Consider the following 23,876-nt stretch of genomic DNA (forward strand, 5'->3'; position numbering starts at 1 on the left):
GACCCCACATAACGCAACTTATGGATAATCCCAAATCATCTAATATCCTTTAGGAGCGAAAACCGCATATTGGGCACCTCGCCCATCGCGGACGGATGATTGATCCCCCCTCCCCCACGTTCATCTGATCGCGATGGGCATTCTCGCTTCACCCTCGCACGCGCGCCCGACCGACCACCGCATCGCCCCTGCCGGACACCGTCGCCTCCCCGTTGGACCCCGCCCGATGACCTCGCCCCGCTGGCAGGCTAGCTTTTTTGCCCTCAAGACCACGCTGGCCGCGCTCATGGCGCTGTGGATCACACTGTGGGTCGGGTTGGAGCGTCCGTTCTGGGCGATCACGACCGCCTACATCATCTCCAGCCCCCTTTCGGGTGCGACGCGCTCCAAGGCGATCTACCGGGTGCTCGGGACCTTCGTGGGCGCAATTGTTGCGGTCGCGCTGGTCCCCGCGCTCGTCGACTGGCCACCGCTGCTGTGCCTCGCCTTCGCGCTGTGGGTCGGGGGTACGCTCGCGATCTCGCTGCTCGACCGCTCGCCACGCGCCTATACGATGATGCTGATGGGCTACACCGCGCTCATCGTCGGCTTTCCCGCGGTGGACCAGCCCGAGGCCGTGTTCGAGATCGCGACCGCGCGCGTGACCGAGATCGTGCTCGGCATCACCTGCGCCACGCTCACCCACAGCCTGCTCTGGCCCCAGTCGGTGGGCAAGACGATGGGCCTCAAGCTCTCGGTATGGTGCCGCGATGCCCGCGCCTGGCGCGCCGAGATCCTCGCCTCGGACGGGTCGGGCGACCCGCGCGAGGGGCGCCGCAGGCTGGCCAAGGACGCAATGGACTGCGTCATCATGGCCACCCACATCCCCTTCGACACCTCGCACTGGCGCGACGCCAGCAGTTCGGTCCAGGCGATGCTGCGCCGTATCCTGCTGCTGCTGCCCGCGCTGTCGGGGCTCGCGGATCGCCAGCGCGCGCTTGACGAGCTTGCTACCCGGCCCGATGCCAGCCCGGAATGGCGCGAGCTGCTTGAGCACAGCCACACGCTGCGCGAGGGTCAGACCGCCCAGCTTCTCGATGAATGCGAGGCAATCCTTGCCCATGTCGAGGACCGCCGCAAACCCAAGCCGGTCGACAAGCTGGAAAACCGCGCGGTGATCGCGCTTCATGCCGACTGGGTCTTTGCCATGTTGGCCGGGCTCGCCGCGGCGATCTCGATCCTCATCTGCTGCGCGATCTGGATCGGCACGGGCTGGGCCGACGGCGCCGTCGCGGCGATGATGACGGGCATCTTCTGCTGCCTCTTTGCCGCTCTCGACAACCCGGTGAAGATGATCCTGAGCTTTGGCGGGGCGATCATCGCCTCGCTGGTTCCGGCCGCCTTCTACCTCTTCGTGCTGATGCCGCCGGTCGACGGGTTCATTCCGCTCGCGATCCTGCTGTTCCCGGTGCTGTTCGCGGCGGCCTGGATCATTCCCCACCCGCGCTACGGCCTGATGGGAGGGGCGTTCATGCTGGGCTTTGCCAATGCGCTGGCGCTGCAGGAGAGCTACCACGCCGACTTTGCGCGCTTCCTCAACGCCAATGCGGGGCAGGTGCTGGGCGTACTCGTCGCCGCGATCGTGACGGCGGGGCTGCGCTCGGCAGGCGTGGACCGGATCGTGCGCCGCCTGCGCCGCAATCTTCACCGCGATCTCGTCAGCCTGGCCTCGGCCCGTGTCGCACCCAACCCGATGGCCGCCCTTGGCCGCACGACCGACCGCATGGCGCTCATCACCGAGCGTCTGGGCGATGCCACCGACGAGGCCACCGCGACCTTGCGCGAAGTGCGCATTGCCGAGAACATCGTGACCATCCAGCAAGTACGCACGAGCGCCGAACGCAAGCTCTCGCTCGCCCTCGCGCGGGTGCTGCGCGATGTGACGCGCACGTACCAGGAACCGGCCCAGCCGGCACCTGCCCGCCTGCTTGGCCGGATCGACGCCGCCATGCGGCTGATGCTCGCCAAGGGGCCGCCGGTCGCCCATCGCCAGGACGCCCTGCCCGACCGCACCGATGGCCTGGGCGCGCTGGTCGCGCTGCGCCGCAACCTCTTTCCCGATGCCGCTGATTTTCGAAGGGATGCCCTGACGTGACGCCGGACTATCTGCTGGGCGTGATTTACGTCGCCGCAGCGCCCGTCGAGGCCTGCATCGCGCTGGTCCTCACCTACCTTCTGCACCGCCTGCTTTCGGCCCTGCGTCTCTACCGCTGGATCTGGCACGGGGTGCTGTTCGACACCGCTCTCTTCGTCGTCGTCTGGGCCGCTCTGGTCCTTGTCCTTCCCACGCAGTTCGCCGGATACCACCCATGAGCCCGTCATCAACCGAACGTCGCCGCAAGGTCATTTCCATGGCCATCACGGGTTCGCTCGTGCTTGTCTCGATCTGGGCGGGCGTCTCGCTGTTCCGTTACTACCAGGACGATCCCTGGACGCGTGACGGGCGCATCCGGGCCGACATCGTGCAGATCGCCCCTGATGTCGGCGGGCTCGTCACCAAGGTCTATTTCGACCACGATGATCCGGTGAAGCGCGGCGACATCCTCTTCGAGATCGACCCGGCCCGCTACACCCTGGCCGTGACCGAGGCGAAAGTTGCGGTGCGCCAGGCCGAAGCCGACCTCGCGGCGGCCCGCTCCGCGGCGCAAGGGGTCGAGGCGAGCCTGGCCGAAGCCCGCCGCGAGGAGAGGCGCGACACCAGCCTGTCCGACCTCCTGCCCAGCGAGACGACCGAGCAGACCCAGACCCGCGCCCGCGAACTGACCGCCCGCGCCGCGCAGGCCCACGCCGCCATCGAGCAGGCCGCCGCCCGCCTCGCGGCCGCGCGCAACGCGCTGGATCTTGCCGAACTCAACCTCACGCGCACCCACGTCGTAGCGCCGGTGAGCGGCTACATGTCCGACTTTGCCCTGCGCGTCGGAAACTACGTCAGCGCGGGCAGTCCGGTGCTCGCGCTTGTCGACACCTCCACCTTGCGCGTGGAAGGCTATTTCGAAGAAACCAAGCTTGCCCAGATCCACCTGGGCCAGAAGGCGCTGATCAAGCCCATGGGTACCGAAGAGCCCATGCACGGGCACGTCTTTTCCATCGCGGCGGGCATCAAGGACCACGACCGCACCGACAGCCAGGACCTGCTGCCCGCGATCAATCCCTCCTTCAGCTGGGTGCGCCTGCCCCAGCGCATCCCGGTGCGCATCCACATCGACGATGCGCCCAAGAACCTTGCACTGATCTCGGGCCGCACCGTTTCGGTCAGCCTTGAACTGGACGACAAGCAGTGAGACGCCAGCGCTTTCGCTCACTGGGCGCCCTTGCCAGCGTAACCGCGCTGGCCGCCTGCACCGTGGGGCCCGATTACCACCTGCCCGAGAACGCCGCCATCGCGCGGCCCGAGGCCCAGGCCCCGCTTACCTCCGGCGCACTGACCGTGACGGACGAACTGCCGCCGCGCTGGTGGTCGCTTTACGATGATCCGGTGCTCGACGCGCTGGAGGAGCAGGCGCTCGCGGCGAACACTGAACTGCGTTCAGCCGGCGCCAACCTCGCGCGCTCCGCCGCCATGGTGCGCGCCACCAAGGGCCTGCACGATCCGCAGGTCGCGGTCGACGCCGAAGTCCAGCGCGCGCGCCTTTCGGGTGAAAGCTTCCTGCGCTTCGAGACGATCCCGATGAACAACCTGGGCATCGGCGAGGCCAACGTCTCCTACCAGCTTGACCTCTTTGGCCAGATCCGCCGCCGGGTCGAGCAGGCCGAGACCGAGCACGAGGCAACCGAAGCCCTGCTCGAAGCCGTGCAGGTCACCGTCGCCGCCGAAGTCGCGCGCGCCTATGTCGAGGTCTGCGGCGAGAACGAGGCCGTGGAACTGGCCGAGCAGGCCGTCGAAACACGCGAACATATCCTGGGCGTCATCGAGCGTCTCCATGCGGCGGGCAAGATCGGTACGCCCGAGGTCACCCGCGCCGAGCAGATGCTTGCGCAGGCCCGTTCCCAGCTCCCGGGACACCGCGCCCGCGTGCGCGCCGGGCTCTATCGCCTCGCCTATCTCATCGGGAAGACCCCGGCCGAATACCCGCGCGAGGTAGAAAGCTGCAGGGCCCTGCCCAAGCTCGACCGGCCGCTTCCCATCGGCGATGGCGCCTCGCTGCTGGCGCGCCGCCCCGATGTGCGCGCGGCCGAGCGGACCCTGGCCTCGGCCACGGCCGGGATCGGGGTCGCCGAAGCGGACCTCTACCCGCACATCGCGATCGGCGGCGGGGGCGGTACGTTCGGCCTCCTTGCCGACGTGGGCAAGGCGATGGCGGGACACTGGTCGATCGGCTCGATGCTGAGCTGGGTCTTTCCCACGCGCCAGCAGCGCGCGCGCGTGACGCTCGCCAAGGCCGGCGCAGACAAGGCGCTTGCCGACTTCGACGGCGCCGTGCTCGGCGCGCTGCGCGAGACCGAGACCGCGCTTTCCTCCTACCGCGAGGCGCACAACCGCGCCGTCGATCTGGAGGAAGCCTTGGAAAAGCCGAGACGCTCGACGCGCAGAGCAAGCGGATGTTCCGCGCGGGCAAGACCGGGCTGCGCGATGACCTCACCAGCAACGCCTCGCTCATCGCCGCGCGCGATGCCGAGCGCGAGGCCAACGACGCGGTCGCACAGGCGCAAATCAACCTGTTCCTGGCGCTGGGCGGGGGCTGGACGGATCAGAAGGCGAGCGAGGACATCTCCGAAGAGGGTAGCGAACTGCCGCCCGAAGCCGGGAAATGACCTCGCCCAGCCGATCCGCCGTTACTTCGGTGCGCTGAGGACGGCGCAAGCGACACGGCTGCCCGCCGCGCCCGACGGCTGGCTGGTGTAGTCGTCCGCGCCCTCATGGATGACGAGCGCCGAACCGTCGCCATCATGGATCGAGGTTTCGCCCGCCATCAGCGTGACGCCGGTGTTGAGCACCTGGGCCTGGAGATGGCCGTCCGCGCCTACGGTCTGGTTGGGCATGTCGCCGCCATGTGGGCCGCCTTCGACCATGAGGCCGTGTTGGCTGGCCCCGGGCGCAAAATGGCCGCCTGCGCTCTTGAAGCCGTCCCCCGGATCGCACGTGCCGGTCTCATGGATGTGGAAGCCATGCGCACCGGGGGCAAGGCCGGTCACGTCCGCCTTGATCAGAACGCCTGCCGGGGTCTGTTCAAGATCGACCCGGCCCACACTAGCCCCGGAAGTGTCAATGACTGCGGCACTGACCTTGCCTTCGTGATGCTCGGCAAGCGCAGTGGTCGCCGCAAGCGGGGAAAGGCTGACGGCCAGCAGGGCCACGGCGGTCACGCGGGGGGATGTGAACATGAAAAGGCTCCTTTGCACAGGCATTCGAGGCCCCCACCCCAGTTACGTATCTAGGTTTACGCGTGAGCCTTCGTGCCGGTTCCCGTGCTTAGCTAGCCGGCTGACCAAGCTTGGGAAACGGCGCCTTCTTCACCGTGTCGCGGTTGGTGAGGAGCAGGCGCGCCTGGGTGCCCCACTGACCGATGAAGAGGTCGTCCTTGCCATCGCCATCCAGATCGCCCTTGGCCATGCTCCAGCTGCGCCCGGTGGTCTCGCTCGACATCATCGCCAGGGTGACATCGATGAAGTGGCCCTTCCCGTCGTTCTGCCAGGCGCGCACCTGCAGCGGCACGAAGCCTGGAACCTGGATGGCCGAGACAACGATGTCGGGCGCACCGTCGTGGTTGAAGTCGACGATCTCACCGCCCCAGCTGGAAAAGCGATGCTCCGGAAGATTGCCCTTGGTCGCGTCGCGCCAGTGGCCCTTGCCATCGTTCAGCAGGAGGCGCGTCTGCGGGTCCTTGTCCCAGCCGTGGTTGTTGCTGGTGAGATTGAAGTACAGGATGTCGGGCAGACCGTTGCCGTTGGCGTCGAAGACGTGAACCTCGCGCGTCTCGGTGGGCACGTCCTGCTCCAGCCGGTCGGTCGCCTCGGTAAAGTGGCCGGTGCCATCGTTGAGGAGCAGGCGGTTGGGCCCGTCCTGCTGCGCCGTCACGATGTCGAGCGCGCCATCGCCGTTCATGTCGGCCAGCACGATCCCCTGCGTGCCCTGCGCGTTGCCGGGCAGATGGCTGACCGAGGCGTCGATGAAGTGGCCGGGATTGTCGGCATCGTTGAGCCACAGGAAATCCCGGGCCGAGCCCGCGCCCTTCTCATTGGTTTTGCCGATCACGATGTCGGGCAGACCGTCACCATCCACATCGCCGATGGCGAGCGCGTTGCCCTCGCTGTGGCTAGGCAGGCGATCGCTGGCATCGGTGAAGGTGCCCCCCGGTCCGCCCAGGAAAAGCTGGTGCACGCCGTCGTCCTCGGCCACAAAGACAAGGTCCATCCAGCCATCGCCGTTGAGGTCGGCCGCTTCGACATGCTCACTGTCGTGGACGATATTGCCGAACGCGCCCTTCTTCCAGGTGAGCGTGCCATGCCCGTCATTCAGATAGAGCCGGTTGACCCCGTATTCGACCGCGACAACGACATCGAGATCGCCGTCCTTGTCGACATCGACGAAAGTGGCATCGAGCGCGTGCAGCCAGGGATCGAGCGGCACGTTGACCCGTGTCGCATCGACATACTCGGGCGAACGCGGCTCTTGCGCGGCAAGCGGGGTAAAGGTGAAGGCCCCAAGGCCCGAGGCGGAAAGTGCAAGCAGGCTGCGCATGGCGATCTTCATGGAATGCTCCGAAACTGCATATGGCAGGAGGCTCAGTCGGCCGCGCCGAACGTGCCGATGTAGAGGCCGCCCTGCCCGGCGATTTGCGGGCTCTCGCGCGGATCGACGGCATAGGCGATGTGGATGCCATCGGGCGAGATGACCGACTGGCGCGCGGTCGCAGTGGTGTCGCCCATGGTGGTCAAGCGGCGGGGCTCCTCCGAGCCGTCGATGCGCACGATGTAAAGATCGAAGGGGCGGTCGAAGCCGACATTGGCGCCATGGGGCGCATAGTCCTCCAGCTCCTCCGGGCTTGGAAGGTCGAGCCTGGTGCGCGTGGCCATGAACGCCATGAACCGCGCCGGGTGGCTGCTCAGCCCGCGCCACGTGCCCTCAGGGTCCGAGGCGCGGTTGGATTCTTCCAGGCCGTAGCGCTCGTCCGGGAACAGGTGTGTCTCGGTGTGCGCGGGGCTGGTGTAGAGAGGGGTAATCGCGCCCGTTTCTGTATCCACCTTGACCATCTCGTCGTCGAGAACATCGCCCTTCTCGAAGATGGTGTAGAAGGTGACGTAGCGCCACTCTTCCATGAACCCGTAGGCTTCGGCGACGGTCATGCCTTCGGGCTTGTCGGGCGAGCGCGCGTCGTAGAGCACCCGCTCCTCGCGCAGCACCGGCTTGCCCTGCGCCCACGACAGTTTTGCCGTGGTCAGGAGCGAATTGTTGTTCGCCGCATCCCCCCAGGCAATGCGCACCGCGCCGTCGGCATCGGGCGTGCGGGTAATCGCGATCTCACCAAAGCCCGTGGCGCCGATGGGCAGCAGCGGGCCGAGTTCCGCGGACATCCAGTAGAGTTCCTGCCCGCGCACCGGGGTCTCGTCCTGCGCAGGACGGCGCGGGGCGAGGATCAGGAAGCTGCCATCATAGAGATAGTAGATCCGCGTTACGTCCTTCTGCCCGCCCAGATGACAGGTCAGGCAGCGCACCTTGCCCGTCTCCGGATCGAGTTCATGTGCAGGGGTATTGCGGCTCTCGGCTTCGGTAAAGGCGATCTTCGTGCCATCGGGCGACCAGTCGGGACGCGTCCCCCAGTCGAGCACCCGCTTCGCCGAAAACGGGGCCTCCATGTAATCGGGATGGTCGGTCACCGGGCCCTGCGCATGGGCCATCGGCGCCAGCGCGGCGACGGTGATCGGAAGGGCGGCGGCCCGGATCAGGCTACGAAGCGGGTTTGGCATGGTGGGCACGGCCCCTCAGGACGGCTGCATTGCAGGGGCTGCGCCCAGGTAGGCCGCGCTCTTGGCCAGCGAGGTGAAGCGGTCCGCCGTAAACGGAGGCTCCTGTTCGACATAGAACTGGCGCACACCCGCCGCGTAGGCCGCGGGCAGGAGACGCCCCCAGTCGAGACTGCCTGCCCCCACTTCGGCCGGGTCCTGGCGAAACGCGAAGTTGGGTTTGGTGGTGGCGTAAATGTCCTTCACGTGGGCCTGGCGCACCCGGCCCGCGTAGCCCGTGACGAAGTCCACCGGGTCGATCCCCGCCGCCGCGACCCAGCCAAGGTCGACCTCGAGACCGACCAGTTCGGGATCGGTCCGCTCCATCAGGATGTCCCAGCCGGTCCGGCCGGTATCATCGACCGGGCCGAACTCCACGTTGTGGTTGTGATAGGCGAGCTTCACCCCGTGTTCTGCCAGCGACGCCCCGCGCTCGTTGAGAAGATCCGCGGTGCGCTCCCACACGTCTGCGCCCTGGCTGTGCACGGCACGGTAGAGGTATTCGCCAAAGGGTTCATCCTCGCCCCGGGTCACATCGCGCGGGAAGATGAACATGGGCAGGACAACGTCGCGCACGCCAAGGACGCCGAGATCCTCAACAAGTTTCTGGGTGTCGGCCTCGGTCCGTCCGATCAGCGCATCGCCTAGGTGAATGCTGGTGATGGCAAGACCTGCCTCGTCCGCCGCCGCGCGCAGGTCGTGCGGGGTATGCCCGTGCAGCCCGGCCAGCTCGAGCGAGCGGAAACCGATCGCGGAGAGCTTGCGCAAGGTCCCCCGGATGTCCTCCCGCGCCATCGCATCCACGGTGTAGAGCTGCACGCCAAGCGGCAGGCCGTGCTCGGATAGGAAATGGCGCATGTCGGCGGGCTCCTTGGCGAGCAGGCGGCCGGGAATGGCCAGCGCCGTAGCTCCGATGGCCATGGCGGCCAGCATCTGGCGGCGGTGAAGACGGTGCATGATGTTCCCCCTTATCGCGGCGCGACCCTTCGCGCTTGGTGAGGGTGGTATGGCGCGGCAAGGACGCTGGCAACGAATTTTTCACGACATTAAATTTTCTATCGCCCTGCGAAAAAGAGCCTGCGTGCCCTCTCGATAACCCGGGCCGGCGTGCTAGAGCTCCCCCATGCCCGAGCCCTCCTTGACAGCCCCCGCTGCCCGCCCGCCCCGGCGCCGTGGCTACGCCAAGGGCGCGGCCAAGCGCGAAGCGATCCTGCGCGGCGTCATGGATCTGATGGACCGCGAGGGGTACACCCGCCAGTCGCTGCGCGACATTGGCGAGGCATTGGCCATGGAGCCCGCCCATATCCTCTACTATTTCGCCAACCGCGAGGATCTGCTGCAAAGCGTGATCGAGCTGTGGGACAGCGATTCGATCCCCTCCTTGCGCGAAACGGGTACCCGCGCCGCGCCGCCAAGCCTGGAACTGTTCGTCGAGGCCGTGAGCCGCAATGTCGGCGCGCCGGGCATGGGGCACCTCTTCCTTGCCTTCGCCGCCGAAGCGGTGGACCCGGCGCACTCCGCCCACGCCTTCTTCAAGCAACGCGTGGATCGCGTGCAGCACGATCTGGCCCAGGCCATCCGCGCAGGGCAGGCCTGCGGCAAACTGCGCGCCGACCTCGATCCCGACCAGAGCGCGCGCCACCTCATGGCGCTCGCCGACGGGCTCCAGCTTCAGGCCCTGCTCCAGGCCCGGGGCGACGTGATCGCAGACCTGCGCGCGGCCGTAGACGCCCTCGCCACCTGAGCCCGCCCTGCTCAGGGGTGTTCACAAGCTGGTGCGCACGGTTGCGGCGCCGCAGCTTGCCACTTATGCCCCTGCCCCTTCACACCGGCGTTCTTTCCATCCCGGAGCGGGCGCCCAGATGGGACTTCGATGCAGACCGAGAGCAACGAACATCGGGAGAAAGGCACGCGCGATGCCCTGTTCGGGCATTTGCCTCCCAGCCTCTTTGCCGTTCTCGCCTCCCCCGCCCGGCGCGATTACGCGCGGCTGATCCTGTGGGTCTACCGGGCCTTCTTCGGCGAGCACTACACGAACCCCGTACGCAAGGACGACCTCGTCGCCTTCATTGCGACGCAGATCGACCGTCTCTCCGACATCGCGGACGACTTCGCCTCCGACGCCGCCAACGCGGATGCGAGCCAGAACCCGCTGAAAGTCTACGTCAAACTGCGCCAGGCCGGATGGCTGGTCGAGCACTCCCGCGGCTATGTCGAGATGGTCGATCTCGATGCCTCGGTCTCGATGCTGCTCGAGACGCTCAGCGCGATCGAGGAAGGCGAAGCGGTCCATTTCGGCGGCACCATCGCCGCGCTCGAGAGCGTGATCGAGCGCCTGGGCGATGATCCCTTCGACAAGGCCTCCTCGCTTGCCGATGCGGCGCTGCGCGCGCGGCGCTTCCAGCAGCACCTCTCCGCCATCATCGGCAACCTGCGCGCCCATGAGCAACGCATCGTCTCCGATCCGCAGCCCACGCAGATCCTGGCGCGCTTCTTCGACTTCGTCGAGGACGTGCTGATCGCCGACTACCGGGTCATCAAGACCACCAACAACCCCTTCCGCCACCGCAACCGGATCATCCAGATGATCTCGGACTACGAGCACGACGCCGAGGTCGTGGCCGCCTTCGCCCGCGGCTATCAGGCGCAGGGACTGGCGACGAACCCGGAGAACGCGACCTCGCGCGTGCGCCAGCACCTCGACCAGGTAAAGCGCATCTTCGATGCCGCCGAGGAGCGCCTCGACGACATCGACGCCTTCCGCAGCCGCCTCGAACAGCGCATTGCGCGTACCGTCAGCTACATGAACGAGATCGACGGCTCGAGCCTGCTGCGCGTCACGCACCTCCTGCGCGATGCCTCGGCCCTGCCGCTCGAATGGGACGATGCGGTGGAGGTTCCCTCCGAGCTGACCGATCCCGTGCGCCACTGGGGCCCGGACAGCCTCGCCGCGCCGACCGCCCGGCGCATCGTCGCCCCGCCCAGTCCCGTGCGCACCTCGACGGTCGATCCCGCAATGATCGCCTACGACCATTCGCAGAAGGCCTACCTCCTGCGCCTTGCCGTCACGCCGCAGAAGATCGCCGACTATGTCGAGCGTAACCTGGGCCAACGCGACGCGCTCGATGCCGATGCCTTCGGCATTGCGACCCCGGAGGAAGCGCTGCTGCTGCAAGGCGCGCGCCAGCTCGACATGTACGCCAGCAAGGACCTCTCGCGGCGGTTTCGCGTCGTCCATGATCCGGGCCGCGTCGTTGAGACCGACTGGTCCGCCTTCACCGCCTTTCGCATCGAACGTCTTTCCCCTGAACCTGCGAGCAACGAGCAATGAACGGCCCCACGCTGTACGATCTTGAAGAGCTGCTGGAGCACCCGCAGAACCGCGACCTCTCCAAGGAGATGATGGTGCGCGCGGCCGACCGCCTGCTCTACCAGCAGTGCCTGTTCCGCGACGACCACAACGCGGCCGGGACCTATGACCTGCTCGTGCGCCACCGGGTCTACTTCGCAGGGCTCTTCGATGCGCTGGGCCGCGATCTCGTGGTCCGTCCCGACGAGATGATGGTCGAGCTGCGCCCGCAGGAGAGCCTGACCCGCACGATCCTCTCGCTCGACGAGACGATCCTCCTGCTCGCCCTTCGCGCCACTTTCGAAAACGGCGTCCTCACCATGAGCCAGGAGGAGTTCGGCCACGTCGAGACGACCTCGATGGAGGTCATGGAGCGCTACGACCAGTGGGTCGCGCGCACCCGTCCGCCATGGTCGCGCGTGCGCCGCATCCTCGACAGCTTCCGGCGCCGCCGCTTCATCGACCTGGGCGATGAAATCCCGCAGGAAAACGGCATTGCGATCACCATCCGCCCCTCGATCCGCAGCGTGACGGGCGACGCCTGGCAGACGCGCATCGAGGAATGGATGGAAGCCACCCGCGCCCGCCTCGAGACCGAGGCCGCGCAGGACGAGCCCGAGCCCGAGGTCGAGGCCGAAGACGTCGCCGCGCCCAAGAACACCGAGGCCCAGGCGCCCGACACAGCTCCGGAAACGGACGCCACCACATCCGAAGACGCCAAATCCGAAGACGGGGACGACACCTCGCAGGAGACCACCTCGTGATCACGCTCAGCCGCATCAACCTCATCAACTGGTACACCTTCGAGCGCCTCTCGGTGGACCTGCGCGGCAGCACCTCGCTGATCGGGCCCAACGGCGCGGGCAAATCCTCGATCCTCGATGCGATCCAGGTCGTCCTCACCGGCAACAACCGCAACTACTTCCAGCTCAACGCCAGCGCCAACGTCACCGCGGGGCAGACCCGCAAGGTGGGCGAGAACCGCTCGGTCTTCGACTACTGCCTGGGCCGGGTCGCCGGTGAGACGCTGCGCACCAATTGCCTCAGCTACGTCAGCCTCGTCTTCGAGCGCGAGAGCGACGGCTACTGCTGGACGGTCGGCATCGCGATGAGCGCGGTCGAGGGCGAGCAGACCGAAACCGTGCTGGGCGCCTTCATCGCGCCGGGCCAGTCGCTGCGCGACGCCGACTTCATCGAGGAGAGCAAGGACGGCGCGTCCTACGTGCTGCCCTATGCCGATCTCGTCACCCGCCTGCGTACGCACGAGGGCTTCGAGAACTTCGGCCACCGCCCGACCCACTTCACCCGCCGCGTGCTCTCGGTGCTCGGCGGCAAGGGCCACCACGCCGACCCCGAGAAGTTCCTGAAGGCCCTGCGCAACGGCCTGCGCATCCGCGAGATGAAGTCCGCGACCGAGTTCGTGCGCGAGTTCCTGCTCGATCCCGCCGGGCTTGATGTCGACGGCCTGCGCAAGTCGGTCGCGACCTGGCGTGGCCTCCTCAAGAAGATCGACGACCTCGAAGTCCAGAAGAAGCAGGTCACCGAGGCCATCGCGGCCTACCGCGAGCTGGACGAGAAGGTCTCCGAGGAAACCCGGATGCGCTGGATTGCCAGCAAGGCCGAGCGCGACCGCCTCGAAGAGCACCTGCGCGTCGTCACCGGCCAGCACGAAGCCAAGCTGGCCGAGCAGGACCTCGTCGACCGCCGCGTCGTGCGCACCCGCGAGACGGTGGGCCGCCTGCGCGAGGAAATCCGCGACATCTCGCGCGCGCTCGACAACGACACGCGCGAGCAGGCGATCCGCGAATTCCGCGATCTCAACCTGCCCATCGCCGAACGCGCCTTCACTGAAGCGGACGGCCAGTACCAGGCCTATTTCGCCGCCATCGGCGCGGTCGCGGGGCTCGCCGACCGCATCGTGCGCACCTATGCGGGCGAGGAATACCGCCACGCCAGCGAAGCGCTCGAAGCGCTGAAAGCCCGCATCGCCGATGGCGCGGCGCTGTCTGCGCGCGACATCGACCAGATCGTCGTCCAGCTCCTGCCCCCGCTCGAACGCTACGTGACGAGCGCGCAGGACGCGCGCGAGGCGCACCTCGCCAGCTTGCCAGCCTCAGGCAGCAGCTGCGCGAGAACCGCGAGCAGCTCCAGGGCCTGGAGCGCGGCGGCGCGCTGATCGAGGGGCCGACCGCGCGCCTCATCGACTACCTCGACGAAAACGGCATCACCGCCCGCCCGATCTGCGAACTTGTCGAAGTCATCGACGAGCGCTGGGTCGAGGCCGCCGAGACCTTGCTGGGCGCCGCACGCGACGCACTGGTCGTCGATCCGGCCGACGCGCAACAGGCCATCGGGCTGCTGCGCAAGCGCCGCCGCGACTTTCCCGGCACCCAGATCGTCAACACCACCAAGACGCGCGGCGACTGGCAGGAGCCCGACGCGACGAGCCTGGCCGCTATCATCGCCACCGATGACATCCACGCCCGCGCCTTCGTCAACCGCCGCCTCAACACCGTGCGCCGCGTCGAAACCGAGCGCGAACTGCTCCAGTATGACCGCGCCGTCACCGAGGACTGCCTCTACTCCTCGGGCGGCTCGATCGAGAACCGCCGGCCTGCGCAGGTCCATCGCCTGGGCAAGGAAGCCAGCCGCAAGAACCTGCCGATGCTCGAAGAGCGCGTCGCCGAGCAGGAACGCACGCTCGAACAGACCAGCACCCAGGCCAATCGTCTCAAGGACCTGATCGCCGACATCCAGCGCTTCCTCGAGATCGCGGCCGGGCGCAGCCTCGCCGACCTCGAACGCGCGCGGCAGGACGCAGGCGAAGGCGTCGCCCAGATCCAGGACAACATCCGCAGCCTCGAAGGCGAACGCCCGGTCGAGATCCGCGAGCGCCTGGAAGCGCTCAAGGTCGACCTTGCCGCCTACGAGGAGGAACTCGAGGAAGACGAACGCACCCAGCGCGTGACCGGCCACCACGTCGGCAGCGCCAGCGAGAAGCTGGCCGTCGCGCAGGAGGAATTTGCCAAGGCCGAGGCCTCGTTCGCCGAGCGCGACACGCTGGCCGAACTCGCCCGCGAGGATGCCCTGCGCGATTTCGCCTATCTCATGGAGGAACACCGCAAGGTCGTGCCCGCCGTGCGCAACGCCGCCCAGGAACAGGCCGCGCGTGCCCGCGCCCGCGTGACGCAGCTCCTCGGCCAGGCCCCGCAGAAGGCCTATGCCTATGCCCACGATGCGGGCATCGTCGAACAGTTCGACAAGGAAGCCCCCCACGAGGTCCAGCTTGCCTGGCTCGAAAAGCAGCTCGGCGCGATCATCACCAACACGCTGGGCGAATACCGCGAGCAGGCCGAAGAGGCCCGCGCCTCGATCGAGACCTCGCTCAAGACCGACATGCTGGTGAAGCTGCACGACCGCCTCGAAGGCGCCAAGCGGCAGATCCGCAACATCAACCGAAGCCTTCAGATGCGCCCGTTCCACGGCGAACTCTACCGCTTCGAGGTCAAGCCCGACCGCTTCTTCGCTGAAATCGTCGAGATCGCGCGCCTCGTCCAGCTCAACAGCATCGATGTCAGCACCCTCTTCGACGAGGGCGCGAACGAGATCGAACCGAGCCTGATGAAGGGCGTCGAGCGCATCAAGCGCATGATCGACGAGGGCGAGAACGTCGAGCAGATCAGCGACTACCGCAACTATCTGCAGTTCGAGCTGCTCACCACCACGCTTGACGGTGAGCGGGTCACCTCGGACTATGCCAAGCGTCAGGGCAGCGGCTCTGGCGGCGAAAAGCAGGTGCCCTTCTACATTGCCATGGCCTGCGCGATGGCCAACGTGTGCCATGGCGCGGAGGACAACCGCGAGCGCCTGGGCTTTGGCATCATCCTCTTCGACGAGGCCTTCAATGCGCTCGACGGCGGCAACGTCAACAGCTGCCTGGCGCTCCTGCGCGAGTTCAACCTGCAGGTCCTGGCCTGCGCCCCGATCGAGAAGCTGGGCGTGTTCATGGAGCAGATGGACACCGTGCTCTCGATCCGGCGCGTGGGCACGACCACGATGCTCTACGCGGACTACCTGAAGGACGAAGGCCGCCGTAAATTCCGCGAGGCGAACCCCGCGAACGAGCCCTTCGACCTGTTCAAGGAGCGTTTCGCCAAGGACGATGCCCTCGCCCAATCCTGACTGCCAGGGGCCGCCGGGCGATTAGCGTCCGGCGCCCCCTCGGTGCTCTCCGCGCGAGTGACCTCCCCGGCCCCTAGGCCGCCGCACCGCCCGAACACTTCGGGATAGTCTTGAAACGCAGGATTTTCACACGCGGCGCGCGCCATGGCGCGTACGCGGGCACAGACCTGCGCGCCCGTCCCGGCCCCATACGCATGCAGAGCACGCGCCAAACTTCTTTATTATTGCAACTGATTATCAATCACGTTAGTGCGCCCGCTTATTGAGACCAATTTGCAAAAGGGGCCCAACATGAAACTCGTCCGGTCGCTCGCCATGTGCGGCGCTGCGCATTTCGCCATTCTCCAGCCGTCGCTTGCCATGGCCGAGGACGCCGCCCCGGACACCCCCGCGAGTGAGGACAGCATCATCGTTACCGCGGGCGTCGCAGGCACGAAGACCGAGACCCCGCTGGTCGAGGTTCCCCAGCCGCTGACGGTCATTCCTTCGGAGCGCTACGTCGAACAGGGCGCGATCAACATCAGCGACACGGTGAAGTACGCAGCTGGCGTCCTTGCCAATCCCTACGGACGCGATACCCGCGTCGACGGCTTCACCATCCGCGGCCTCGACGCCCTCCAGTTCCGCGACGGCATGCGCGATATCTTCAGCTACTACGCGAGCATCACGTCGGACCCGTACAACTTCTCGCGCGTGGAAATCGTGCGCGGGCCCGCCTCGGTGCTGTTCGGGCAGGGCTCGATCGGTGGCCTTGTAAACCTCGTTTCCAAGACGCCGGAATTCCGCACGGAGGGTGAAGTCAGCCTCGTCTACGGCAGCTACGACCGCAAGGAGGCCATGGCCGACCTCAACCTGCAGCTGGCCGACAACCTCGCCATCCGCGGCGTGGGCCGCGTGCGCGACGCCGACACTTATGTCGATCACGTGCCCGACGACCGCGTCATGTTCGCGCCTTCGATCCGCTGGCAGCCGACGCCCGACACCGACATCGTGCTCAACGGCCTCTACCAGGAGGACGACGCCGGCTCGACCTCGCAGTTCCTGCCGATCGCGGTCACCATGGGCGCGGATCAGGACAGCACCGCCAACCGCCTCGATCCCTTCACCTTCATCGGCAAGCCAGGCTGGGACCGCTACGACGGCCGCTCGCTCCAGGGCGGCGGCGCGATCACGCACCGCTTCTCGGACGCCGTGCAGCTGAACATGAAGGCGCGCTACATCGACAGCGACCTCACCTACTACTCGCGCTACGCCGACAGCTACACCAACCCCACCAACCCGTTCCTGCCCTATGGCGACGATGGGCGCACGATCGGGGTTTCGATCGGTGCCAGCAAGGCGCGCATGAACGTCTTCTCGACCGACAACAACCTGCGCTTCGACTTCAACACCGGCGCCAACATCGAGCACCAGCTCCTCGTCGGGGTCGACTACAGCTGGAACAAGGTGGGCCGCATCGATGTCTATGAAAGCGAGCTGATCGACCTTTACGACATCGACTACGAGGCCATGCGCGAGGTCGAGGCAACCGGCGCGTTCTCCGACACCAGCCAGAAGCAGCTGGGGGTCTACGTCCAGGACCAGATCCGCTTCTTCGACCGCGTCTCGGCCGTCATCGGCGCACGCCGGGACCGGGTGACCTCCTCGAACGGCAATACCGACCACGCGACGACCTTCCGTGCTGGCCTCATCGGCGAACTCGTGGCCGGGATCTCGCCCTTCTTCAGCTACACCGAGAGCTTCCTACCGGTCGCAGGCCGCATCAACAACGCCGACGGCACCTACGGCGATCCCTACGCGCCGCAGACCGGCCGCCAGTTCGAGGCCGGCCTCAAGTGGCAGCCCGAACCGGGCACTCTCGTCACCGTCACCGCCTTCCATATCAAGGAACGCAACCGTGTCCTCTACCTCGCCAACGGCGCGACCAGCCAGTCGGGCGAACTGACCACCAAGGGCGTCGAGTTCGAGGCCAGCCACACCCTGCCCGGCAACTTCGAACTACTCGTAAATTACGGCTATAACGAGCTGGAATCCGAAACAAACAGCAGTCTCAACTACATGCCGCGCCATACCGCGTCGGCCTGGTCGACCAAGACGTTCAAGGTCGATGACGAAGCCGCTCTGAAGCTGGGCGCCGGCGTCGTCTATACCGGCAAGAGCCGTTCGACCGGGCCTCTCGATCCCTACGGCCTCGACCCGGAAATTCCGGCCGGGACGCTCTACACCGTGGTGACGCCCTCGCGCACGACGGTCGACGCCATGGCCGAGATCGACTGGCGCAACTGGCGCTTCGCCCTCAATGCGACGAACCTGCTCAACAAGACGTTCTACGCCTCCTGCCTGGCACGCGGCGACTGCTTCGTGGGCGCACCGCGCAACGTCATGGCAACGGTGGGCTATCGCTTCTGACAATGCCTCGGGAGGGGAAGGCGGAAGGTCACTTCCGGCCCTGCCCTCTCCTCCCCATACGGCCCATCAGCCAAGTCGCGTGTACGATCAGATGGGCACATCCTCCCGGTCAGGGACATCGAAGCCATAGGTGCGGAAAGAAGCCTGCACGCCCTCTCCGGTAACTGTAATTTCGCAGTATCCCTCGGGCGTGCCGAGGAACGAGCCTCGCCAGTCCGCGCCCGCAACGGCACCCGGCGAAATGAAGTGCAGGCCGTTCAGCGTGATCTGCTCGAAAACATGGCTATGGCCCTGCAGAACGGCGATGACGTTGTAGTCCTGCAGGACGCGCAGGACCTCGCGAGTGTTGACGACGAAAGTCCAGTTGTGCGGGGTGTTCAGCCACGAGACCGGCTCGTAGCACCCCAGCGCCGTCACCAGCGGAATATGCGTGACCACGATGACGCGCTGGCCCCGGGGCTGCCGCGCCAGATCCGCCTGCAACCAGGCGACCTGGTCCTCATCGACACGACCTTCGTAGTTGCGGTCGTCGGTCAGGCCGATCGAATCGAGCACCACGAAATGGACGCCCTTGTGGTCGAAGGCATAGTACCTCGGGCCGAAGTGCGCGGTGTAGAAGGCTTTGCCGTAGTCCGGCGCGTCAGGCGCAATCCCGCTCTCGGCAAAGACACCGAGGCAATCGTGGTTGCCGATGGCGTGATGGACCCTCTTGCGCAGGTGCTTGCGTTCGGTCCGCCGGTAGAGGTCCATCAGCATGGTGGCGCGTTCGCGGTCCACGCCGAGCGCGTCCTCGATATGATCGCCGCCGTGGATCGCAAAGTCGCAGTCGCTGGCCGAGATCTGTTCGAAGCACATCGCGCAGGCCCGGTCCGCGCCTCCTTCGGGCCGGATATGCGTGTCACTGAGGAAGGCAAAGCGAAAGGCATCCTCGCGCCCCTGCGATTGACCAAGTGCAGGCGTGAGGGCTCCGGCAAGCGACAGAGCGGGCGCGCCCAGGGCGGCGTGCAAGAGTTTGCGGCGGTTCATGACGGGGGCTCCTGGCTGGAACGAAAACGACGAGGCCGACGCGGCGGTGTGCACACGTCGGCCTCGAAGCTCCTGAGGGGGGAGATCAGAAGTGGAGGCGTACGGTGCCGAAGACCTGACGCGGCGCGGCGGGCTGCAGCGTCGTGTAGGTCCCGCCCGGGTCCGAGGTGACGAAGCCCGCGGTGCCGGTCGAGGCGATGTAGCGCTTGTCGAAGAGGTTGTTCACGTTGACCTGCACCTCGATGCCGCCAGCAAAGCGATAGCCCGCCGAGGCGTTGACGTTGATCGCGCCGGGCAGCTTCGCATCGTTGAGGTAGCTGTAGTAGCGCGCGCTGCGGTAGTGCGCGGACACCTGGCCCCAGAGGTGACCATCGTCGTAGTCGAGGTCGACGTTGCCGACATTCTTCGGCGAGGCGACGACCTGCTTGCCCTTGGTCGGCACGATGGCGCCGCCGAGCGGCTGCACGTCATCGTCGTAGCTGGCATCGTTGTAGGCCCAGCTTCCATAGACCGACCAGTTGGGAGCGAACTTCCAGTTCGCGGCCGCCTCGACACCGCGCGACGTCACGCTGCCCACGTTCTGGAGCACGTTCTGGTTCCCCACGATCGTGGCGCTGATCGAGGAGGCCAGCAGGCGATTGGTGAACTTGACGTAGTAGCCGGTGAGCGAGAACTGCACGTCGCGCCCGTGGAAGCGGTAGCCACCTTCGAAGGTGTTGGTCATTTCCGGCTTCAGGTCGTCGCGGATGTAGTCGAAGCCGGCCTGCGAGCTGCTCGAGAAGGGACCGCTGGAGGCGGAGGCGACGAAGGCCGCCATGTTGCGGGTGTAGTCGGCGAAGAGTTCGTGCTGACCATCGAGATCGTAAAGCACACCAACCGTGGGCAGGAACCAGTTCTGTGCCTTGATCGAGCCGTCCATCGGCTTGTTGGCGGTAATTGTGCGCGCGCTGCTCGTCGAGACGACACCCTTGACCCCGGCGTTGAGGCGCAGGCTGTCGGTCGCCTGCCAGGTGTCGCCGATGTCGAGCTGAACCGTATCGGTGTCGAACACGTAGTGCCAGTTGGTGACGAACGGATCAGAGTAGAACTGCTGGAAATTGGGCGGGGTGACGCCCTCTTCCAGACCGTAGAGGTGCGAGGCCTGCTCGAAGCGGTTGTGTTCGTACCACACGCCGCCTTCGATGGTGTGATTGCCCGCCTCGAACGAAAGGCGCGAGATCACGCCCTTGCGGTTCACGTCATACCGCAGCGCCGAGACCGAGACCGGCGAGCCGCCATAGGCTTCGGACGTGGGATCGTAGGGGTCGGCCCAGGTGCCGATACCGTGGTCGAGATGGATGTAGCCGGTGCTCGAGCCCGACAGGCGCGAGCCGATGTGGTAGTCAAGGCGCTCGTAGGCCAGCAGGTCACGTCGCACGCCCCGCCATTGTAGACGGCATCGTCGGCGTTGACGTAGGGGGCAGGCACCGCGCCGCCGTTCTGGACCACGCGGGCGAGGTCCTCGGCCAGTGCGAAGGTCGGCACGTTGTCGAAATGCCAGCCGTACTGGTCGATCTTGGCGAGCGAAAGGTCGTTGTAGTCGTCCTCGCGGCGGTCGATCAGGTTGAGAAAGGTGGTCGAGGTCACATTGTCGCCCAGTGGCTGGACATACTTGGCGTTGAGCTGGTCCTGCTCCTGCTTGCCCCAGCCGCGCCACTTGCCCTGCTTGTCGTGCGCGTAGGCGACCATCAGGCGGCCGCCCCAGGGCAGTTCGCCCGAGTTCACGCGTGCAAAGCTGTGCCAGGAATTCTCGCTCCCGTAGCTCTGCGCAAGATCGATGCCCAAGTCCGAGGTCGGCTCGATCGAGGTGAAGTCGATGGTGCCGCCGATGTTGCTGGTGGAGGCCGTGCCCAGCGCACCGCTGCCCTGCGAAAGCGTTGCGCCGCCATTGTTCTCGCTGAGAAGGGCGCGGTTGATCGAGAGGCCGTTGTTGTTGCGGTACTGCATGTTGCCCAGTGGCACGCCGTCGAGCGTGTAACCCATCTGGTCGGTGATGAAGCCGCGGATCGAGATCTGCGTGGCGGCCTCATAGGTGCCGTTGGCATCCGAGGAATCGAAGTTCACGCCGGGCAGGCGATTGAGCGAACGCAGCGGCGAGGCACCGGCCGTGCTCTTGCTCATGGCCTTGGGGGTGACGGTCTGCACCTGGCGCGACTGGCCATAGCCCAAAACGACGATTTCCTCCTCCTGCGAAGCGGCCGCAAGGGGCCTTTCCGGGGCCAAGGAAGCCGTCGAGGCGGCCTTGAGCGCGATCAGCGTGGCGCTCTGGCTGGCCACGACCAGGCCCTGGTCCGCGATCAGGCGGCCGAGCGCCTCGTCACGGGTGTAACGACCGCGCAGGGCCGCAACGCGCCGCCCCTGCACTGCGTCGTACGGAAACGAGAGATGCACCCCGGCCTGCCGTGCAAACGTGTTCAGCGCGCTGGCCGTATCCGAGGCGGCAATGTCGAAGGAGAACGCGCGCGCTGTGTCCTGGGCATGGGCAGCCGCGGGCAGCACGGCTGCCAGCATGGCAGTCGTCGTCAGGTACTTGAACATGAAATTGGACCCCACAAAGTGCTATTGTCGGGGCAGGGATGAATGGCGCGGAGGAAACCGCCACTTGCACTCGAAAAAAGTTCAGCTGCGCGTGAGGACGATGCTTCCGGTACCGTCACGGCGGGTGCGGATGGCAAAGGAGGTCCGCAGCGCCTGCAGGAATTCGGCCGGGTTCGAGGTCGCGAAGGTCCCGCCTACGCGCAGGCGGGAGAGGCCGGGATCGCCAATCACGATCTTGTCCTCAAGGTAACGGTTCATCTCCGAGAGGGCATAGTCCAGGCTCTCGCCATTCAGGACCAGCGTGCCGCTGCGCCACGCAGTAACGCGGGCAAGATCCTCTCCATCGTCGCGAACGCTGGCCTTCCCCGCGGTGGCAAGCGCGGTCTCACCCGTGCGCAGGCCATGTCCGTCCGCCCCGAATGTCCCGCCCCCTCCCAGCACCGTGAGCTCGCAGCTCGCGTCCCGGATGCGGGCGTTGTAGACGCCGGGCATCAGGTGGAAGGTTCCGCCCTGGGTGAGGAGTGAAAGTCTGTGCGAAGCGGTGAGACGTATGGCGATCTCGCCGCGATCCAGCCAGAGCTTGAGCGGGTCTCCGTCCTTCCAGAAAATGCGGCTGTCGGTGTTGAGATCGACGGTCATCGCCGAACCGCTCGTCACCCTGGCGCTTTCCCCGATGCCCGTACTTGCGCTCTCACGGGCCGCCGCGCGGTAGGTCAGGCCCGCAGCGCCGAGCGCAAGCGTACCGACAGCGAGGCCTGCGCGCAGCAGCTTGCGGCGGTTGCCGAAGGGCGCGGGCGCAAGGTCTGCGGCATCGCCCGCGCTGTCCTGCCTGGCGCCAGCATCGAGCGGCGGCGGGGATGGCACCTCGTCCAGAAGGCGCAGGTCACCCATGTCGCTCCACGCGCCCGCGACCTCGGCAAACGCGGCTGCATGACGTGGGTCGGCATCGCGCCAGGCTTCGAAGGCGCGCACGTCCACGGTGCCGGCATCGAGGCCGACAAGCCATCCTGACGCGATTTCGATCAAGTCGATACGCGTCGTGTCGGGGCTGGAATTCTCGGGCACTCTACCTCCGGCCGTGCATTATCGTCACGCCGCGCCCGGGTTACAAGGGCAAGACCCTTGGCAAGATGCTTTTCGACAGTGGAAAGCGAGATGGAGAGCGCCTCGGCAATCTGTCCAGGCGCCATGCCCTGGATCTTGCGCATGTGCAGGACCCGCCCACACTGGGGGGGCAGGCTCTCCATGATGCGGGTGAGCTGGCGCAGTTCCGAGCGGCCGGACGAGACCATGAAGGCATCGGGCGCCGGGTCCGCCACGTCGAGCGCTTCGAGCGAGGCCAGATAATCGATGCGCACCACGTTCGCCCGGCGCAGCCGCTCCAGGGCAAGGTTGCGCACGATCGTGAGCACGAAGCCACGCGGGGACTGGATCGCGCGAAAATCCTGCGTATCCAGGACCCGCGCATAGGCCTCCTGGACGAGGTCGTCGGCTTCGTCCCGGCCGCAGAAATACGCGGCGCGCGCCCTGTATGCCGCAGCATGGGGCAGCACTTCGGATAGAAACCATCGGTCGATGTCGCGTAGCCAGCCCAAGGCGCACTCCTGTTTGCTGGGCGGCGCTTAGGTGTTCTTTTTGACAGCTTCGGGACATCGAGAGCAGGAGAGCTGCAAGGCGCCATTCAAGCGAGCCCCGCCCATTGAGAGGTGGCCTGGAGGATCTGCACGCTGAAATAGTTGGATTTTTCCGATTTATAGCAACATGGTAGCGGCCCATCTCGATGCCCTCTTGGCGCTGGAGATCACGTAGCATCCGGCTTCCCGCGAACGGGAGCACCCGGTGCAGCGCGTACATGTGTCGCATGATTGCGAGATCCTCAGGCGAAACCGACCGGGTCAGACAATAGGCACTGCCCCGGCTGATCCCCATTTCCTTCGCCTGCCGCTTCACGGGCAAGGTGTGCGAGCGGTCGATCATCGCCTTGCGCTCGGCAACAGACCTGCCTTGCCGCCAATTACCTTCTGGGCGCGCCTTCCCAAAAAGATCATTGGCCAACGTCAGCTCACCGATCTTGGCATGCAGCGTTCTTTCGTCGACGGTCGGTTCGTCCGAGGACTTCGCCGCACCGAACACGCCAGCCGCCCCTTCAAGTACAGCGTGCGCGACGTCGTGATCTGATTGGGATGCAGGTCATGATCATGCGCCAGCTCCGCCAGCGTCTTCTCGCCCTTGATCCCGGCAAGCACCACCTTCGCCTTGAGCCGCAGGCCAGCGCAGCTAATCCCAAGCCGTGGCCCGGGGTCATCTGCGCATTCTCTGCTCCTGTTCCGCAGCCCATCTGGCTGCCTTCGGA

At 66.3% G+C, this 23,876-nt stretch carries 19 protein-coding genes and 1 pseudogene; 11 read left to right on the forward strand and 9 right to left on the reverse strand.

Going from position 1 to position 23,876, the window contains the following annotated elements:
* The first annotated feature begins 226 nt into the window (after nucleotides 1-226).
* Genes MBENS4_RS20085 through MBENS4_RS20100 form a run of 4 tightly spaced genes read left to right on the forward strand, consistent with a single transcriptional unit; the run spans nucleotide 227 to nucleotide 4,882 of the window.
* On the forward strand, nucleotides 227-2,134 hold the full coding sequence (locus MBENS4_RS20085) for an FUSC family protein (RefSeq protein ID WP_039394053.1): 1,908 nt from the start codon (nucleotides 227-229) through the stop codon (nucleotides 2,132-2,134).
* Nucleotides 2,131-2,352 carry a DUF1656 domain-containing protein gene (locus MBENS4_RS20090; protein WP_039394056.1) on the forward strand — a complete coding sequence of 74 codons (222 nt, stop codon included), beginning with the start codon at nucleotides 2,131-2,133 and terminating at the stop codon, nucleotides 2,350-2,352. Before MBENS4_RS20085 ends, MBENS4_RS20090 begins: the two co-directional genes overlap by 4 nt.
* Nucleotides 2,349-3,320 carry an HlyD family efflux transporter periplasmic adaptor subunit gene (locus MBENS4_RS20095; protein ID WP_039394059.1) on the forward strand — a complete coding sequence of 324 codons (972 nt, stop codon included), beginning with the start codon at nucleotides 2,349-2,351 and terminating at the stop codon, nucleotides 3,318-3,320. Before MBENS4_RS20090 ends, MBENS4_RS20095 begins: the two co-directional genes overlap by 4 nt.
* Entirely contained in the window at nucleotides 3,317-4,882 is a 1,566-nt protein-coding gene (locus tag MBENS4_RS20100; RefSeq protein WP_242405028.1) for an efflux transporter outer membrane subunit, read from the forward strand. Before MBENS4_RS20095 ends, MBENS4_RS20100 begins: the two co-directional genes overlap by 4 nt.
* Here MBENS4_RS20100 and MBENS4_RS20105 read toward each other — a convergent pair.
* The 4 genes from MBENS4_RS20105 to MBENS4_RS20120 form a co-directional block, all read right to left on the reverse strand.
* Nucleotides 4,813-5,361, reverse strand: coding sequence for a superoxide dismutase family protein (locus MBENS4_RS20105; protein ID WP_039394062.1), 549 nt, complete (start codon nucleotides 5,359-5,361; stop codon nucleotides 4,813-4,815). The two genes, MBENS4_RS20100 and MBENS4_RS20105, sit on opposite strands and share 70 nt — an antisense overlap.
* Nucleotides 5,362-5,449: 88 nt before the next feature.
* Nucleotides 5,450-6,730, reverse strand: coding sequence for an FG-GAP repeat domain-containing protein (locus MBENS4_RS20110; protein WP_052322565.1), 1,281 nt, complete (start codon nucleotides 6,728-6,730; stop codon nucleotides 5,450-5,452).
* Nucleotides 6,731-6,762: 32 nt separating this feature from the next.
* Nucleotides 6,763-7,944 carry a PD40 domain-containing protein gene (locus MBENS4_RS20115; RefSeq protein WP_039394064.1) on the reverse strand — a complete coding sequence of 394 codons (1,182 nt, stop codon included), beginning with the start codon at nucleotides 7,942-7,944 and terminating at the stop codon, nucleotides 6,763-6,765.
* Nucleotides 7,945-7,959: 15 nt separating this feature from the next.
* Nucleotides 7,960-8,937 (reverse strand): sugar phosphate isomerase/epimerase family protein, encoded by a 978-nt coding sequence (locus tag MBENS4_RS20120; RefSeq protein ID WP_052322566.1) that lies wholly within the window; start codon nucleotides 8,935-8,937, stop codon nucleotides 7,960-7,962.
* A gap of 166 nt (nucleotides 8,938-9,103) precedes the next feature.
* Between MBENS4_RS20120 and MBENS4_RS24390 the strand changes: the two genes are divergently transcribed.
* The 6 genes from MBENS4_RS24390 (at nucleotide 9,104) to MBENS4_RS20150 (ending at nucleotide 17,920) form a co-directional block, all read left to right on the forward strand.
* Nucleotides 9,104-9,724 carry a TetR/AcrR family transcriptional regulator gene (locus tag MBENS4_RS24390; RefSeq protein ID WP_052322567.1) on the forward strand — a complete coding sequence of 207 codons (621 nt, stop codon included), beginning with the start codon at nucleotides 9,104-9,106 and terminating at the stop codon, nucleotides 9,722-9,724.
* Between the two features lie 129 nt (nucleotides 9,725-9,853).
* Nucleotides 9,854-11,311: a Wadjet anti-phage system protein JetA family protein gene (locus MBENS4_RS20130; RefSeq protein WP_039394067.1), complete on the forward strand. Its 1,458-nt coding sequence runs from the start codon at nucleotides 9,854-9,856 to the stop codon at nucleotides 11,309-11,311.
* Nucleotides 11,308-12,093 (forward strand): DUF4194 domain-containing protein, encoded by a 786-nt coding sequence (locus tag MBENS4_RS20135; protein WP_039394070.1) that lies wholly within the window; start codon nucleotides 11,308-11,310, stop codon nucleotides 12,091-12,093. Before MBENS4_RS20130 ends, MBENS4_RS20135 begins: the two co-directional genes overlap by 4 nt.
* A complete protein-coding gene (locus tag MBENS4_RS20140) occupies nucleotides 12,090-13,505 on the forward strand; it encodes an ATP-binding protein (protein WP_039394073.1) in 1,416 nt (471 codons plus the stop codon). The genes MBENS4_RS20135 and MBENS4_RS20140 overlap by 4 nt, the downstream gene beginning before the upstream one ends.
* Nucleotides 13,506-13,567: 62 nt before the next feature.
* Nucleotides 13,568-15,511, forward strand: coding sequence for an SbcC/MukB-like Walker B domain-containing protein (locus MBENS4_RS20145; RefSeq protein WP_340140863.1), 1,944 nt, complete (start codon nucleotides 13,568-13,570; stop codon nucleotides 15,509-15,511).
* A 291-nt stretch (nucleotides 15,512-15,802) separates the two neighbouring features.
* Nucleotides 15,803-17,920: a TonB-dependent siderophore receptor gene (locus tag MBENS4_RS20150; protein WP_039394080.1), complete on the forward strand. Its 2,118-nt coding sequence runs from the start codon at nucleotides 15,803-15,805 to the stop codon at nucleotides 17,918-17,920.
* An 87-nt stretch (nucleotides 17,921-18,007) separates the two neighbouring features.
* Here MBENS4_RS20150 and MBENS4_RS20155 read toward each other — a convergent pair whose 3' ends face one another.
* From MBENS4_RS20155 to MBENS4_RS20170, 5 genes and pseudogenes are all read right to left on the reverse strand, one after another.
* Complete coding sequence (locus MBENS4_RS20155) at nucleotides 18,008-18,946, reverse strand: metallophosphoesterase family protein (protein WP_039394083.1); 939 nt, start codon at nucleotides 18,944-18,946, stop codon at nucleotides 18,008-18,010.
* Nucleotides 18,947-19,031: 85 nt separating this feature from the next.
* A complete protein-coding gene (locus tag MBENS4_RS26175; RefSeq protein ID WP_199904436.1) occupies nucleotides 19,032-20,363 on the reverse strand; it encodes a TonB-dependent receptor in 1,332 nt (443 codons plus the stop codon).
* Nucleotides 20,364-20,893: 530 nt separating this feature from the next.
* Nucleotides 20,894-21,523 (reverse strand): annotated as a pseudogene (locus MBENS4_RS27480) (TonB-dependent receptor plug domain-containing protein); the annotation flags it as partial.
* Nucleotides 21,524-21,604: 81 nt separating this feature from the next.
* A complete protein-coding gene (locus MBENS4_RS20165; protein ID WP_052322568.1) occupies nucleotides 21,605-22,588 on the reverse strand; it encodes a FecR family protein in 984 nt (327 codons plus the stop codon).
* Nucleotides 22,546-23,118, reverse strand: coding sequence for an RNA polymerase sigma factor (locus MBENS4_RS20170; protein ID WP_052322569.1), 573 nt, complete (start codon nucleotides 23,116-23,118; stop codon nucleotides 22,546-22,548). Before MBENS4_RS20170 ends, MBENS4_RS20165 begins: the two co-directional genes overlap by 43 nt.
* Before the next feature lie 364 nt (nucleotides 23,119-23,482).
* Between MBENS4_RS20170 and MBENS4_RS27665 the strand changes: the two genes are divergently transcribed.
* A complete protein-coding gene (locus tag MBENS4_RS27665; protein WP_039394087.1) occupies nucleotides 23,483-23,701 on the forward strand; it encodes a hypothetical protein in 219 nt (72 codons plus the stop codon).
* Nucleotides 23,702-23,876: the final 175 nt, after the last annotated feature.

The organism is Novosphingobium sp. MBES04 (assembly GCF_000813185.1).
In the GTDB taxonomy this organism is placed as follows: Bacteria; Pseudomonadota; Alphaproteobacteria; order Sphingomonadales; family Sphingomonadaceae; genus Novosphingobium; species Novosphingobium decolorationis.